General features: G+C 51.8%; 11 protein-coding genes and 1 pseudogene. 9 read left to right on the forward strand and 3 right to left on the reverse strand.

The features are described from left to right. The 6 genes and pseudogenes from RYZ59_RS24775 to RYZ59_RS12375 all read left to right on the forward strand — a co-directional run. A partial coding sequence (locus RYZ59_RS24775; RefSeq protein ID WP_071528444.1) for an IS1 family transposase occupies window positions 1–62 on the forward strand: 62 nt, incomplete at its 5' end. Between the two features lie 17 nt (window positions 63–79). After that, a pseudogene (locus RYZ59_RS12355) lies at window positions 80–4,129 on the forward strand (peroxidase family protein); the annotation flags it as partial. Between the two features lie 10 nt (window positions 4,130–4,139). Then, entirely contained in the window at window positions 4,140–5,879 is a 1,740-nt protein-coding gene (locus RYZ59_RS12360) for a type I secretion system permease/ATPase (RefSeq protein WP_318048104.1), read from the forward strand. 2 nt (window positions 5,880–5,881) lie between these two features. Continuing rightward, complete coding sequence (locus tag RYZ59_RS12365) at window positions 5,882–7,207, forward strand: HlyD family type I secretion periplasmic adaptor subunit (protein WP_318048107.1); 1,326 nt, start codon at window positions 5,882–5,884, stop codon at window positions 7,205–7,207. A 134-nt stretch (window positions 7,208–7,341) separates the two neighbouring features. Then, window positions 7,342–7,626 (forward strand): VF530 family protein, encoded by a 285-nt coding sequence (locus RYZ59_RS12370; RefSeq protein WP_318048110.1) that lies wholly within the window; start codon window positions 7,342–7,344, stop codon window positions 7,624–7,626. Window positions 7,627–7,638: 12 nt separating this feature from the next. Further along, complete coding sequence (locus RYZ59_RS12375) at window positions 7,639–9,006, forward strand: glycoside hydrolase family 10 protein (RefSeq protein ID WP_318048111.1); 1,368 nt, start codon at window positions 7,639–7,641, stop codon at window positions 9,004–9,006. Here the strand turns inward: RYZ59_RS12375 and RYZ59_RS12380 are convergent. From RYZ59_RS12380 to hdeB, 3 genes are all read right to left on the reverse strand, one after another. Then, the gene (locus RYZ59_RS12380; protein WP_318048113.1) at window positions 9,003–9,521 is read right to left on the reverse strand and encodes a hypothetical protein; all 519 of its coding nucleotides are present in this window, start codon (window positions 9,519–9,521) and stop codon (window positions 9,003–9,005) included. The two genes, RYZ59_RS12375 and RYZ59_RS12380, sit on opposite strands and share 4 nt — an antisense overlap. 87 nt (window positions 9,522–9,608) lie before the next feature. Beyond that, window positions 9,609–11,552, reverse strand: coding sequence for a methyl-accepting chemotaxis protein (locus RYZ59_RS12385; RefSeq protein WP_318048115.1), 1,944 nt, complete (start codon window positions 11,550–11,552; stop codon window positions 9,609–9,611). A 155-nt stretch (window positions 11,553–11,707) separates the two neighbouring features. Further along, window positions 11,708–12,037: an acid-activated periplasmic chaperone HdeB gene (gene hdeB, locus RYZ59_RS12390; RefSeq protein WP_005122660.1), complete on the reverse strand. Its 330-nt coding sequence runs from the start codon at window positions 12,035–12,037 to the stop codon at window positions 11,708–11,710. Window positions 12,038–12,436: 399 nt separating this feature from the next. On the opposite strand from hdeB, the gene RYZ59_RS12395 reads away from it, so the two are divergent. The 3 genes from RYZ59_RS12395 to RYZ59_RS12405 are packed head-to-tail and all read left to right on the forward strand — an operon-like array spanning window position 12,437 to window position 15,483. Beyond that, window positions 12,437–13,303, forward strand: a complete 867-nt coding sequence (locus RYZ59_RS12395) for a MurR/RpiR family transcriptional regulator (protein ID WP_137383063.1) — start codon at window positions 12,437–12,439, stop codon at window positions 13,301–13,303. Window positions 13,304–13,317: 14 nt separating this feature from the next. Further along, window positions 13,318–13,905 carry a D-alanyl-D-alanine dipeptidase gene (ddpX, locus tag RYZ59_RS12400; RefSeq protein ID WP_137383062.1) on the forward strand — a complete coding sequence of 196 codons (588 nt, stop codon included), beginning with the start codon at window positions 13,318–13,320 and terminating at the stop codon, window positions 13,903–13,905. Between the two features lie 15 nt (window positions 13,906–13,920). Continuing rightward, window positions 13,921–15,483 carry an ABC transporter substrate-binding protein gene (locus tag RYZ59_RS12405; RefSeq protein WP_318048120.1) on the forward strand — a complete coding sequence of 521 codons (1,563 nt, stop codon included), beginning with the start codon at window positions 13,921–13,923 and terminating at the stop codon, window positions 15,481–15,483. The last annotated feature ends 9 nt before the right edge of the window (window positions 15,484–15,492 follow it).

The following is a 15,492-nucleotide window of genomic DNA, read 5'->3' on the forward strand; positions in this document are numbered from 1 at the left end:
AATCGGTGGAGCTGCATGACAAAGTCATCGGGCATTATCTGAACATAAAACACTACCAATAAGTTGGAGTCATTACCGGCTGATGCCCTCACATCAAATCACTGAGCTCCCCGCTGACACCAGTACGCTGGTCTGGAACGGTGAATACCTCTTCCAGGCGGGGCGATTCTCCACAGAAATGCAGTACCAGCACCTCGTTTTCGAGGAGTTTGCTCGCACCGTACAACCTGCCGTCGATCCGTTTGTCTTTTCAAACACGGCTGATATCAACCCGCAGATCTTTGCTGAATTTGCGCACGTGGTTTATCGCTTCGGGCATTCAATGCTCACAGAAACCGTAGCGCGTACCGACATTGACATGCAAAACGGTGATATCGGTCTGATTGCCGCATTTCTCAATCCAGTGGCATTTAATGAAATTAACGGTGCCACCGTGTCCGATGAACAGGCCATCGGCGCGATTGTTCGGGGTATGACGCGACAAGTCGGTAACGAGATTGATGAGTTTATTACTGACGCCTTGCGTAATAACCTGATTGGCCTGCCGCTTGATTTGGGGGCGCTTAACATTGCCCGTGGACGTGATACGGCTATGCCGTCGCTGAACCAGGCCCGTGAACAGTTCTTTGCATTAAGCGGCGATAGCCAGCTACGGCCGTATACCAGTTGGGCCGATTTCACCACATACCTGAAAAACCCGGCCTCCATAATCAACTTTATGGCCGCCTATGGTCAGCACGAACTGATCCTCAATGCCACCAGCCTGGAGGGTAAACGCGCAGCGGTTAATTTCCTGTTATTTGGTGATGCCAACAACGCTCCACCAGCAGACGCAATGGATTTCTTCAACAGTACCGGCGCATGGGCCAGCAAAGAAACGGGTCTGAATAAGGTCGATTTCTGGATTGGAGGGCTTGCTGAACGCAAAAATGAATTTGGCGGCATGCTCGGATCAACCTTCAATTTTGTCTTCGAAACACAGATGGAAATGTTGCAGGACGGCGACCGTTTCTACTATTTGAGTCGGGTACAAGGATTGAATTTACTGAACGAACTGGAAGCCAACTCGTTTTCTGCCCTGGTTATGCGCAACAGCGATCTCGGTGAAGAGGGTTCCTCTCACCTGCCTGCTAACCTGTTTCAGACCCCAGACCATATATTCGAAGTAAACCACGTGCTGCAAACGGAAATCGACCCTAAATGGGGAAATCCGCTGAAAGATCTGCTCTCGCCGTTGCTGGTACGACGCGATCCTGGGGCGGATGTGGACGGTGACGGTTTCGCCGATGGTGGTTATCTGAAATATACCGGCGATGGTCATGTGGTGCTTGGCGGTACCGCAGGGAACGATACGCTCATCGGAGGGAAAGGTATCGACAGCTTGTGGGGAGATGGTGGTGATGACCGTCTGGACGGCGGCGATGAAGCGGATGTGGTCCACGGTGGTGATGGCGATGACATCATTACGGACACCGGTACACCCGTAGGCGATGCTGACTTCCTCCATGGTGATGCCGGGCACGATGTGATCTTCTCCGGTAACGGAAACGATCTGGTCTTTGGCGGCACGGGCAGTGACTTCGTCGTGGTCGGTGAAGATGCCCAGGAGGTTTTCGCTGGGCAGGACAACGACTTTGCACTTGGGGGATCGGGTGGTGATTTCCTGATGGGTAATGAGGGCGATGACTGGCTGGAAGGTGGTGATGGGTTTGACACACTCGCGGGTGATAACTCTGAGCTGTTCTTCAACAGCACCATTATTGGTCACGATGTCCTGAACGGTCAGGGTAACGATACGGACTACGATGGCGAAGCCGGTGATGACATCATGGTTCAGGGCGCGGGTATCCAGCGTAATAATGGTATGGCCGGTTTCGACTGGGCGATCCATAAAGGCGATCCTAATGGCGCTAACTCTGACCTGGGTATCCCGATTTTCGTCAACCAGCAGGAGTTTATTCTGCGCGACCGTTTTGACCTGGTCGAAGGTCTGTCTGGCTGGAAACACAATGATATCCTGACCGGGACGGAACAACCGATCGGTACTGCACCGGTTCAGGGTGTCCCCCTCTCTAATAATCTGACCCAGGAAGGTGCCGACAGAATTGACGGTCTGCAGGCTATTCTCGGTGTCGCGCGTTCAGCCAATCCGGATGCGGTGTTACTCAATCCGGACGATGGCAGTGACATTTTACTCGGCGGCGGCGGTAGCGACCGCATTATGGGTAAAGCCGGCAATGACATCATTGATGGCGACGCCTGGCTGAACGTGCGTATTGCTGTTTCAGGTATGCCAGGGCTCACCAGCACCGAAAGCATGGCTGAGCTGAAATCGTACATGCTGGCAGGTACGCTGAAACCGAACCAGTTGTCGATTGTGCGCGAAATCCTGCATGAGGGCGATGGCACGGAAACTGACGTGGCAGTGTATCGCGATGTCAGTAGCAACTACGCCTTTACCCGAATGGCAGATGGTAGCCTCAGAGTCGATCACGCCACCCCCAATGCTGCATTGAACCTGAATGATGGTGTTGACCGTCTGCTGAATATCGAAAAACTGGAGTTTGGCGATGGTCAACAGCTGTGGGTCACGGCGCAACACGCGACGGGCGACCTGGCAATCAGTCGTGCAAACCCATCTGTTGGTGACCTGTTACGGGTTAACGTAGCAAATCTGCTCGATGGCAACGGTCTTGCGCCAGGTGTCGCAATCACCATGACATGGCAGGCTTTAATTAACGGACAATGGCAGGATCAGGCAACCGGCGTGGAGTTCAGCGTTCCCGGCGCTATCCAGGGCGCTCCGCTGCGTGTTGTCGCCAGTTTCAATGACCGAATGGGCGATGCCGAGACCTTAGTGTCAGCACAAACTCAGGCCGTCCTGCCACGAAATCAGGCAACAACAGGTGCGCCGGTGATTAATGACCTCACGCCAACGGAAAGTCTGACGCTGACGGCGGTGGTTTCGGGTATCGCCGACGCGGATGGCCTGAGCGGCGGAAATTTCAGCTACCAATGGAGAATGAGTTCACCGACCGGATTCGTCAACATCAACGGCGCAACATCAGCCACCTTCACGCCAGGCCAGGCTATGGTCGGCCGCACGTTGCAGGTGGTCGTCACTGTCGTAGATGATGAAGGTAACCCCCCGGTTATCCTGACGTCGACAACCACGCAGCCTGTGGGCGATCTGAACGTAGGTAATAATGGTGCCAATACGCTCATCGGTACCGCATGGAGTGACATCCTGCGCGGTGAAAACGGCAATGACACCTTACTGGGTGGCGCGGGTGATGACCTGTTAGTCGGCGGTGCGGGTAATGACTCTCTCTCCGGCCAGGCGGGACAAGATACGCTGCAAGGTGACGCGGGTAACGATACCCTGGACGGTGGTCTTGGCGCTGACAGTATGACCGGCGGCACAGGGAATGATACCTACATCGTTGATGATTTTGGTGATGTTGTGATCGAAGATCTTAACGGCGGGACGGATATTGTCCGCACGACTCTCAGCAGTTATGACCTGACCGATAACGTGGAAGAGTTGGTCTTTACCGGGAACGGTAGTTTTATCGGTACTGGTAATTCAATCGCCAACATCATCACGGGCGGTAGCGGTAATGACTATCTGTTCGGTATGGGCGGCAATGACCAGTTGTTTGGCGGTATCGGAAATGACTTCCTGGATGGCGGCGATGGCGCCGATAACCTGCAGGGTGGGAACGGTAACGACGTTATGATTGGCGGCGCGGGTGCCGATACCCTCTCTGGCGGTAATGGCGACGATATTCTCAATGGTCAGGAAGGAAACGATATCCTGGATGGCGGAACCGGAAGTGATATTTTCGCCTTCGGAGCCAACTTCGGCCAGGACCGTATCACGGGTTTCGACAGTAATCCCAATGGCGGACAGGACTTCCTTGACCTCGTTTTGCTAGGCATTAACGCGGAGAACTTTGCCAGCAGCGTCTCTATCACCGGAAATAACGGCAACACTATCGTGACCATCGGCACTGACACTATCACGTTAGTTGGCGTCAATTCGACCACCGTTAATATGGGTGATTTTTATCTGGAAATGCCGACTACCCTTGCCAGCAACAATGGCAATAGTTCATTGATCGTATAAGGAGAAGACTATGTCGCGCCAGCATACGCCAACAGAACTGAATGATGCATTAAAAGGAACGAAACCTACTTTTCTGATGCTGCTGTTTTTTAGTTGTGTGATTAATATGCTTATGCTGGCGCCGGCAATCTATATGTTGCAGGTTTACGATCGCGTACTGGTGAGTAAAAACACCACGACGCTGCTAATGCTCACCTTATTAATTGTCGGTTTGTACATTATTATTGCCATGATTGAATCCGCTCGTGCACAGGTTATGGTAAGACTGGGAAATAGGCTGGATATAAAGCTCAGCCAATTAGTTTTTAATGCGGCTTTTAGAAGAAAAATGTCCACCGGTGATAACAACCCGGCACAATCTTTAGCCGAGCTCGATCAGATCCGCCAGTTTCTCTCCGGGAACAGCTTGTTTTCATTGCTGGATATTCCGTGGACGCCGATTTATCTGTTTATTGCCTTTCTGGTACATCCCCTGTTGGGATACCTGTCTCTGGGCGGAATCACTCTATTATTCATTCTGACACTGGTTTCAGAGTTCTCCACTAAGCGCCCGATTCAACAAGCCCATGCCTTAACCATCAATAATGCCAGCAGGCTGAATAAACAGCTGCAAAACTCAGATGCTATCGAGGCGATGGGTATGCTTTCCACCCTAAAAGCAAACTGGCAGGAACAGCATAATAAAGTGCTGGCATTGCAAACACAGATCGCCGATAAAACGGCGGGGTTAAGCAGCCTGAGCCGATTTGTTCGCGTGTTGCTACAATCTGTCGCGTTGGGCGCCGGGGCGTTGCTGGTAATTGGTGGGCATATTACCCCAGGCCTGATGATCGCCGCCTCGATTATTCTTGGACGCGTCCTGAACCCGGTAGAACAAGTCATTGGCAGTTGGAAGCAGTTTGTCCAGTTTCGTAGCGCGTGGCATCAGTTATCGGAACTGCTAAAGGAGTATCCGGCCCCGCAAGATGTGCTGACCCTGCCGCGTCCGCAAGGCAACATCAGCGTTGAAGGCGTGTTTGCGACAGCTCCCGGACAACACGCCCCGTTGCTGCGTAATATCTCCTTTCAACTCGAACAAGGTGAAGTGCTGGGGATTATCGGTCCTTCTGCATCCGGAAAAACATCGCTGGCGAAAGTACTGGTCGGTGTCTGGAAGACGTTATCAGGAAAAGTCAGGTTGGACGGTGCAGATATTTGCCAGTGGGATAAAGCCCTGCTGGGGCCCTCGATAGGCTATCTGCCACAGGATGTTGAACTGTTTGACGGCACTATCGCACAGAACATTGCGCGTTTTACGAAAAATGACAGCGAACTGATCGTGGCGGCCGCACTTCTGGCGGGTGTACACGAGATGATCCTGCGCCTGCCGCAGGGGTACGATACACCGCTCGGCGCAGGTGGATACCAGTTGTCCGGCGGGCAGCGCCAGCGTATTGGGCTGGCGCGTGCTGTCTACAACAACCCCGCATTTATCGTCCTTGATGAACCGAATGCCAATCTTGATGATGCCGGGGAGTTTGCTCTCATTAAAGCCATCAACACGCTGCGAACACAGGGACAAACGACCGTGATTATATCGCACCGTCCTACTCTGCTCGGTGTGGTCAATAAAGTTTTACTGCTCAATGACGGCGCTATTCAGGAGTTCGGCACACGCGATCAGGTCTTCGCCCATCTGCGCCAGGCTAACGTGCTGAAACCAGTGGCAACACCCTCTTCATCCATCAACGAACAGCAGCGCGAGGCATGAAGATGAAAAAGAATCCCAATAACGCGGACGTCACCGGTGTGGATACCAACATCTGGTCCCCTATTGTTCGCGGTGTCGTTGTCATTGTGCTGGGGGTGGGTGGTTTCTTATTTTGGGCAGTGCAAGCCCCTTTAGATGCGGGTGTCGTTGCGGACGGTACGGTAACCGTATCCAGTAATCGAAAAACTATTCAGCATCTTAGCGGCGGTAGAGTGACGGATATTTTTATTAAAGAGGGTGACCTGGTTAAGCGAAATCAGGTGCTTGTCCGCCTGGATAAGATGCAACTCGACATGCGCTACAGCGCGTTAAACGCACAGTATATTTCCGCCAAAAGCATTGAAGATCGTTTGTTAGCAGAAAGAGATGGCCTGGAGGCAATCGTATTTAATTCCATGCTGACGCAGCAGTTTTCCGGTAATAAACGGCTGGCAGAAGTCAGGAATCTACAGGCCAAACTGTTCGATACGCGACGCAAAACGATTCAGGATGAATTGTCCATGATTCAGGAGACGCTCGAAGGCCTAGTCGGGCAAACGGATAATCTTAATAAAATAAAAGGATACCGCGATCACCAGTTCAACCTGATTAATCGTGAGTTGGGCGCGATTCGGGCGCTGAGTGAAAAAAACTATTATCCCAAGGCGCAATTACTGGTGCTGGAGCGCGAGGCGGCCGAAATATCCGGCAGTGTGTCCGAAGATATTTTGAACATTGCTAAACTCAAATCCCAGCAAAACGAATTAAAAATCAAAGCGTATCAGGTACGGCATCAGTATTTACGCGAAGTTGAGTCCGAACTAACTGAAAACCAAAAAGAAGTGGCGATGCTGGAGGATGAACTGGTTTCTACCCGCCATGAACTGGATAACACGGAGATTCGCTCCCCAATCAACGGTGTCGTTCTGGATGTCAAAGTCAGTACCGTCGGCGGTGTGATTCAGCCCGGTGAGCATCTCATGGATATCGTTGCCGCCGGACAACCGATGCAAATCGATGCCAAAATACCCGTACATGCCATTGATAAACTGGCCCCAGGTTTAACCGTTGACGTGCTGTTTCCTGCCCTGAACCATGCGCTGTTACCTTCCGTGCCTGCCCGAGTTCTGACCATCTCAGCCGATCGTTTAATTGATGAAGCGACGCAACAGCCCTATTATCTCGCCGAAGTGCAAGTTTCCGCAGAAGGAGCGCGTTTGCTGGGCGATTACAAGATTAAAGCGGGTATGCCCGCGAGCGTGACCATCAAGACCGGCGAGCGAACTTTTTTAAGCTACCTGTTTAAACCGTTGATTGCCCGTCTGGAACTGGCTTTTAAAGAGTATTGATCCATCCATTGCCGGTATGGCGTACGGCTTGTCGCGCCATACCGCTTTCTGCCGTTGCTGGCAGCTTTGCTTTCTTGTAACCTTCTTCCCGTCTCACTACTGACAAAATCTGGAACCACTGAACTGGACTTCATATGAATGCTCATATTTCTAAAGACCCCTTACATGGCGTGACGCTCGAAATGCAGGTCAATGCCTTGGTTGATCGTTATGGTTGGGCTGAACTTGGCCAACAGATAAACATCAACTGTTTTAAAAATGAACCGAGCGTTAAATCCAGTTTGAAGTTTCTGCGTCGTACGCCGTGGGCGCGGGCAGAAGTTGAAGCACTGTATCTTGATTCTCTGCATGACGTTGCATCAGAACCCACCGCTCCTGCTATTGATCCCTGGGCTAACAGCCGCAACAAGAAAAAATAAGAGCAAAATCCGATGTCAGCATCCGGTTTTTTTTCAGGTTTTTATCAGAAAAAACTGGCGACTCTCCTCGCCCGTTCCCGCAACACGCTACCGCTAACCAATGTGAAATGGTTTGCTGTACTGGTTGGCAGTATGCTGTTACTTGGCAGTTGCTCTTCACAACCGCCAGGGCCGAAGGTTACCCCTCCCCCCCCGGTCACAACCCCACAACAGAGCAAAGAGCCGGTTCGTGGTATCTGGCTGGCAACGGTTTCCCGTCTGGACTGGCCGCCGATCTCATCCGTAAACATCAGTTCGCCCGCCATCCGCATCAGCCAGCAGCAAAAAGCGCTGACGGATAAGCTGGATAATCTGCAACGTCTAGGGATCAATACCGTCTTTTTCCAGGTAAAACCGGACGGCACTGCGCTGTGGCAATCCAAAATTCTTCCCTGGTCAGACACCCTGACTGGTACCATCGGCCAGCATCCTGGTTACGATCCGTTGCAATTTATGCTCGATGAGGCGCACAAACGCGGGATGAAAGTTCATGCCTGGTTTAACCCCTACCGCGTCTCCGTCAATACGAAACCTTCAACGGTTGCAGAATTAAATCGCACGTTGTCGCAGAATCCGTCCAGTGTTTATGTCCTGCATCGCGACTGGATCCGGACATCGGGTGAACGTTTTGTACTGGACCCGGGTATTCCTGATGTGCGCGACTGGATAACCAGCATCGTGGCGGAAGTTGTTGAGAATTACCCGGTGGATGGCGTGCAGTTTGACGACTACTTCTATACCGAATCGCCGGGTTCGACGCTAAACGACAGCCAGACTTTCAGAAAGTATGGTCAGGGTTTTGATTCAAAAGCAGACTGGCGACGTCATAACACGCAACGGCTGATCGAACAGGTTTCACAGACCATCAAAAAGCTTAAGCCTGACGTGGAGTTTGGCGTCAGTCCTGCAGGCGTGTGGCGTAATCGCTCCCACGATCCGGCAGGCTCCGACACCCGAGGGGCGGCCGCGTATGATGAATCGTATGCCGATACCCGGCGCTGGGTGCAATTAGGTCTGCTGGATTACATTGCACCACAACTGTACTGGCCTTTCGCCCGTGATGCGGCGCGTTATGATGTACTGGCAAAATGGTGGGCTGGCGTGGTGAAATCCACCCATACCCGCCTGTATATAGGCGTTGCGCTGTATAAAGTGGGTGAGCCGTCACGAAAAGAACCAGACTGGACGGTACAAGGCGGTGTGCCGGAGTTGAAAAAGCAACTCGATCTGAACGAGTCCGAACCGCATATTAATGGCACTATCTTGTTTCGGGAGGACTATCTTAACCAACCGCAAACCCAGGAAGCCGTGACCTATATTCGTGAACGTTGGGGACGCTAAGTGCTGCCGGGGGCTGGTGAGCGGAGATAAACGCTGACGTAACGGATAAACTTCCCGATAAACACCCCGGCAAACACGCCACCGGTAATGATTGCCAACGCGCTCATTACCGGCTGGCGTAGAATATCGGGAGCGATAGCATTCAATACACCTTGTATATATTTGATGCCAAAGGCCAACATCATGAACGGTAATGCAGAGTAATCTGCCGGGCGATGAATGCTGCGTGGTGCGGTACTGCGTGCCAGACGGCTGGGGTTTATCAACATATAGCCCACAATCACGCCGCTAATAATACCAACCATCCACTGTAGATACGTGCTGATGGACCGATCGCGGTAAGTGACCAGATCGTAAATATCCCAAAAAAGAAAGAGCGCTGGGATCAGCGCCAGCTTTTCCAGCGTAACCGTTGCGGGTATCCTGGCTTTAATCCCCCGAAATAACAGGAAGACCAACAAGACATATACCCACACCGGTGTGTGCACCAGCATCGCTACGACAAACTCAGCCATATTCTGGCTCCTGACGTGTTAATCACGTTAAGTGTAGCCTGGTGTTGTCCGGGCGCAGACGATGCACCCGGATACTTTACGTGGGGATTAGGCCGCTGAAGGCTCCGGCAATTTGAATGAGGAAACCAGTAACGCTAATTGTTCCGCCTCTTCTTTCAGCACCTGGGTTCGTGTGGCGGCATCATCAATCAACGATGCGTTTTGCTGCACGGTGCTGTCCATTTCGGTGACGGCGAGGGTGACTTCGGAAACGCCCTTGCGCTGCTCGTCACCCGCGACACGGATTTCACCCATCAGTTGGCTAACCTGACGCACGTTGTTGACCAGCTCTTCCAGGCGCTCACCTGCATTGTGGATTTGCTGGCTGCTGCTGCCAACATGTGAAACGGACTCATCAATCAACGCTTTGATTTCCTGGGCAGCAGTGGCACTGCGCTGTGCCAGGGTACGAACTTCTGATGCGACAACCGCAAATCCTCTGCCTGCATCCCCCGCTCTGGCGGCTTCAACGGCGGCATTCAGCGCCAGAATATTGGTCTGGAATGCAATACTGTCGATGACGGCGACAATTTCCACCATTCTACCGGACGAGGCACTGACGTTATCCATTGTCGAAATCACACCCTGCATCACGTCGCCACAGCGATTCGCCGTTTGCGCAGTGTTGTCGGACAGTTCATCTGCCAGTTGCGTGTTGCTCGCATTTTGATGAACGGTCGCATTTAACTGTTCCATCGCCGCCGAGCTCTCTTCCAGCGCGGCCGCCTGCTGAGTAACCCGTGAAGACAGCTCCATGTTACTGTCGGCCAGACTGACGGCGTTATTAGCTACCACTACGCTACTGCTTCTGACGGTGATCAGAATGGCGGAAATTTTATCGACGAACAGGTTAAAGGCTTCCGCAATATCCGAAATCTCATCTTTACCGTGAACATCCAGACGTCGGGTAAGATCGCCTTCACCCTGTGCGATATCATCGAGCGCGCGACGAGTATCATCGAGACGAGAGATCAAGCGACGCACCACCAGCCATGATCCTACCAGCAACACGGTCATAATCGGGATCAGCACTTCCAGCACATCCTGCATCATGACTTTGGCGAGGCCAACGATGCGCGTTTCCGGTGTCACCAGCCCCACGACCCAGCCAGTATCCGCCATCGGGAACAACATGACGCGTGACGGGGCATTCAGTACGTTGTCGCTTTCCAGCGTGATGGTTTTTACGCCATCAGTCGCGCGAAGCGATTTCAGCCCGGCTTCTACCGGGGCCAGCCAGTGTGCGCTTTGCGCCAGATCGCTAAAGGTTTTGTATTTTGTCTGATCGGTCTGGGGGAAATAGAGGATCTGCCCCTGTTTATCAACCACAAATGCGTAGCCGCCGGTGCTGTTGCCCTGCTGCTGCATAAAGGTCGCAACGTTATCCAGACGAATATCGGTGGTGGCCACACCGGCAAACTTACCGGCTAATTGATACGGAATACTGCATGTCACCATGTTCACGCCGGAACTGACATCCTGGTAAACATCAGACCACAGGCAACTGTTTTGTGAGTGACCCTTCGCATGCTGATACCAACTTTCATTGTGATAACCGGCAGATCCTTCGGCATTATAATCATTCGAAAAATCAAGCTTGCCCTCAGCATTGCGCGCCCAAAAAAAGCTACGTTTCTCGACTCCCGGGGTAAACGCGTTTGGCTCCGGCCAGATCCCGCCGCCGGTAATAATTGAGTGGCTGTCTTCGCCAATCAGGTGTGGAACCACGCTTTGATACAAAGACTCATCATTAGGCAGTACTTCGGCCAGTCGTGACAGACTGACGGTTTCGCCCTCGATACGAGAAAGCACCGTACTCAGTTGACGGGTTAAACCTTGCCCTGTCTCTTCTATCAGGGCGGTATTGATTTCAACGACCCGTGGCTGACCACGCCAGAGCATAATTGCAACAATAACAAGGGTGGTCACCGCAAGCAGCAGGATGCCGCCAATGGTTAACCGCGTTGAAATACGAGTAGGATACCAGGCCATACAAACTCCTTCTGCAAAAGGCTAACTTTTACCCAGTATCGGCACAGGAGTTTATATCTTTATAACGTTTTCTTAAGTATTACGAAATAAATAAGTGACATTGTCACGAATAGCAAAACCCAGCACTCTGGCTGGGTTTTAATACATAGTTAATCTTATTTAGATAATTCTTTTTTGATTTCTTCTTTTATTTTGCTTAATTCACTTTGCGGATGTTTTTTGCAAAGTTCAACGGTCAGAGGCACAGCTGTAGTGATGGTTTCGTTATAGTCAACGAAGTCGCCGCCTTTGAAGTCTTCATCTTCATTCAGCACCCAGAAAGCAACCGGAGCCATAGTTTGCGGGTTCAAATCAATAAACTCCTGGCAGCTCATGCCTTTCGGAGTGACTTCAGTTTTAGCGTTATCAGTTGCTGCATTGACGCTTACACTGGTTAACAGCGCTGCGACCAGGATGCCTGCTGTAGAAAGGGAGAATTTATTCATTGTAGTACTCCATTTAAAATCCAGATAATATCTACACTTGCGCTTTAAACCGTTAATGTAGTTCGCAAAAAATAATACTCCCACCATCGAAAGAATAAAGATTACGGCCATCGATATGGCTGAAATTTATATTTCACATTACTGATTCTGATGTCTGATAAGAAATGTTGCACACAATGTGATCGTTACGACGAAATCAGCAGATTCATCCCTCACTTCCCCTACCGTTGCACCAAAACTGAACTACGCTGCACAAATGTTGATCATTAGTTAATGGAAATTTATGTTTTTTAACAAAGAACGCCGACGCAGCGCTGTCGCCGACCTGGCACGCGTCCTGCATTGTTAATCCGGTAACAGTGAAGCGGTATCTGACAAACAACTAACAGCGAGATGGTAATGACATCAAAACCTGAGTTATTTACCCGCATAGAACAGACCTTTAGCCAGTTAACGCCCAGCGAAAAGCGCGTTGCCGGTTGGTTGTTAGCGCACGCTGCACAGATCCCTTTTGAAACGGCAGACGGCATCGCAAAAGCAGCAGGAACCAGCGGCATTACCGTCGGGCGCTACCTGCGTAAACTCGGGTTTCGTAACCTGGAAGATGCGAAAGCCAGCCTGCGTGAAATCCCTGCAATCCCCTATCAGCCCTGGGGAATGAACGAGCGCCTGGACTCCTGGCACCAGCAGCAAAATCTTCCTGATCGCGTGCAACAGTCGCTGCTGCTGGAAATTGACGCCATCACCCACGTCTACCAACTGGCGCAAAGCGAGACATTTTTACGTATTGCGCAGCAATTAGCGCAGGCAGAAGCCGTTTATATTCTCGGGATCCAGTCCACCCGCGGGATCGCCAACGCCTTTTTTAGCCATCTGGAATATCTGCGCCCGAAAGTGAGTTACTCCGAAGGGCTTTCCGGTAGCTGGGTTGAGTCGCTGAACTCGGGATTTAATCAACCTTATGTGGTGATCACCGATACGCGCGCTTACTCGGCGACATCCCGACAATATTGCCGCGTTGCCGGTGAGCGCGGCATTCCTCTCGCGTTAATCACGGATGTCTGGTGCCCCTGGGCCAGAGACTATGCCATTGATTTACTTCAGGTGAAAACGGACACCGGGCACTTCTGGGATTCGCTTGCGCCGGTAAGTTGCCTGTTCAACCTATTACTCTCCGCGGTGGTCGCGCAGCTGGGCGACTCCCTCGCGGGACGCCTGCAAACTAATCGCCAGTTACAACAACAATTTGGTCAATTCGAACAATAAACAGGAAACGTGCTATGTCAGATACCCCACAACTGGTCGATTTGTCGGTGATATTCCCGTCACTGCATATCGATCTGAAATACGCTACAGCCGATAACATTACCGGCGCGCCTATCTACCAGGAAGCGCGCTGCCTGCTGCATTCCGAGGCCGTCACTGCGCTGGCCAAAAGCATCAGCATCGCGCAGCTGGCGGGTTTGTCATTGGTGGTGTATGACGCGTACCGCCCACAGCAGGCGCAGGCGATACTGTGGAATGCCTGTCCGGATCCGCAGTATGTGGTGGATGTGGCGATCGGCTCAAATCACAGCCGGGGTACGGCCATTGACGTCACGCTGATGGACGCTCGCGGTAATGTGCTCGATATGGGGGCCGGTTTTGATGAAATGCATGACCGTTCCCATGCCTGGCACCCTTCAGTTCCTCCGGCTGCGCAGCGTAATCGACTGCTGCTCAATGCCATCATGTTCGGCGGCGGTTTTGTCGGCATCAACAGCGAGTGGTGGCATTTCGAACTGCCGAATGCCGCGCGTTACCCACTGCTTGACGATCAAATAGCTTGTTACACTGTCACGTCTATAACAACACAACATCCCCTTTAATTCTGGAGCCTGGTTATGAAGACTACACCTGCGTTAACCGCGTTTTTTCGCCCCGCTCTGTTAGCCGTTGCGCTGGCGGTCGCCTTGCCTGCCGCGCAGGCCGCCGTCCCTAAAGACATGCTGGTTATCGGTAAAGCCGCCGATCCACAAACGCTCGACCCTGCGGTCACAATTGATAACAACGACTGGACGGTGACTTATCCCTCATATCAACGTTTGGTTCAGTACAAAACAGAGGGCGGCAAAGGCTCCACGGAAGTTGAAGGTGATTTGGCCAGCGGCTGGAAAGCGTCTGATGACCAAAAAGAATGGACCTTTACCCTGAAAAGCGATGCTAAATTCGCTGACGGCACGCCAGTGACCGCTGATGCAGTAAAACAATCTTTTGAGCGCCTGCTCAAGATCGGTCAAGGGCCGGCTGAGGCATTCCCGAAAGATCTGAAGGTTGATGCCATCGACAACAACACGGTGAAATTTACCCTTAGTCAGCCATTCGCGCCGTTCTTATATACGCTGGCCAATGACGGTGCCTCAATTATCAACCCGGCTATCTTAAAAGAGCATGCTGCGGATGATGCCCGTGGATTCCTGGCACAAAATACGGCCGGGTCTGGTCCCTTTATGTTGAAGAGCTGGCAAAAAGGACAACAACTGGTGCTGGTGCCCAACCCACATTATTCCGGCCCTAAACCCACGTTTAAACGCGTATCGGTCAAAATCATCGGAGAAAGCGCTTCCCGTCGTTTGCAACTGTCCCGGGGCGATATTGATATCGCCGATGCACTCCCTGTTGACCAGCTTGCTGCCCTCAAACAGGAAGGTAAAGTCAACGTGGCGGATTACCCATCCTTGCGTGTGACCTATTTATACCTGAACAACAGCAAAGCGCCGCTCAATCAGGTGGATTTGCGCCGCGCCATCTCATGGGCCACGGATTATAAGGGGATGGTGAAAGGGATACTGAGCGGTAACGGCAAGCAAATGCGTGGTCCTATTCCTGAGGGAATGTGGGGTTTTGATGACAAGGCCATGCAGTACAGCTTTGATGAAGCGAAAGCAAAAGAAGCATTAGGTAACGTTGCCAACAAACCCGAAACCCTGAGCTTCCTGTATTCCGATAACGATCCGAACTGGGAGCCGATTGCTCTCTCCACTCAGGCCAGCCTCGGCAAGTTAGGTATTAAGGTGAAACTGGAAAAACTGGCGAATGCCACCATGCGCGATCGCGTCGGTAAAGGTGACTATGACATTGCCATCGGTAACTGGAGCCCGGACTTTGCTGACCCGTACATGTTCATGAACTACTGGTTCGAGTCGGATAAGAAAGGCTTACCAGGTAACCGTTCATTCTATGAAAACAGTGAGGTCGATAAGTTGCTGCGCAGCGCGCTGGCCACCACCGACCAGGTTGCCAGAACCAATGATTACCAGCAGGCGCAAACCATCGTCATTGATGAAGCGGCCTACGTCTATTTATTCCAGAAAAACTACCAGCTGGCGATGAATAAAGACGTCAAAGGTTTTGTCTTCAACCCCATGCTGGAACAGGTCTTCAACATCGCCACCATGAGTAAATAAGCCACGTTA

The organism is Citrobacter sp. HN-141 (assembly GCF_033341895.1).
GTDB lineage: Bacteria > Pseudomonadota > Gammaproteobacteria > Enterobacterales > Enterobacteriaceae > Citrobacter.

What these genes read in the sequence shown, in the direction of transcription:
- RYZ59_RS12360 (WP_318048104.1), top strand. Translation starts at nt 4,140, where the DNA reads ATGTCGCGCCAGCATACGCCAACAGAACTGAATGATGCATTAAAAGGA.
- RYZ59_RS12365 (WP_318048107.1), top strand. Translation starts at nt 5,882, where the DNA reads ATGAAAAAGAATCCCAATAACGCGGACGTCACCGGTGTGGATACCAAC.
- RYZ59_RS12370 (WP_318048110.1), top strand. Translation starts at nt 7,342, where the DNA reads ATGAATGCTCATATTTCTAAAGACCCCTTACATGGCGTGACGCTCGAA.
- RYZ59_RS12375 (WP_318048111.1), top strand. Translation starts at nt 7,639, where the DNA reads ATGTCAGCATCCGGTTTTTTTTCAGGTTTTTATCAGAAAAAACTGGCG.
- RYZ59_RS12380 (WP_318048113.1), bottom strand. Translation starts at nt 9,521, where the DNA reads ATGGCTGAGTTTGTCGTAGCGATGCTGGTGCACACACCGGTGTGGGTA.
- RYZ59_RS12385 (WP_318048115.1), bottom strand. Translation starts at nt 11,552, where the DNA reads ATGGCCTGGTATCCTACTCGTATTTCAACGCGGTTAACCATTGGCGGC.
- hdeB (WP_005122660.1), bottom strand. Translation starts at nt 12,037, where the DNA reads ATGAATAAATTCTCCCTTTCTACAGCAGGCATCCTGGTCGCAGCGCTG.
- RYZ59_RS12395 (WP_137383063.1), top strand. Translation starts at nt 12,437, where the DNA reads ATGACATCAAAACCTGAGTTATTTACCCGCATAGAACAGACCTTTAGC.
- ddpX (WP_137383062.1), top strand. Translation starts at nt 13,318, where the DNA reads ATGTCAGATACCCCACAACTGGTCGATTTGTCGGTGATATTCCCGTCA.
- RYZ59_RS12405 (WP_318048120.1), top strand. Translation starts at nt 13,921, where the DNA reads ATGAAGACTACACCTGCGTTAACCGCGTTTTTTCGCCCCGCTCTGTTA.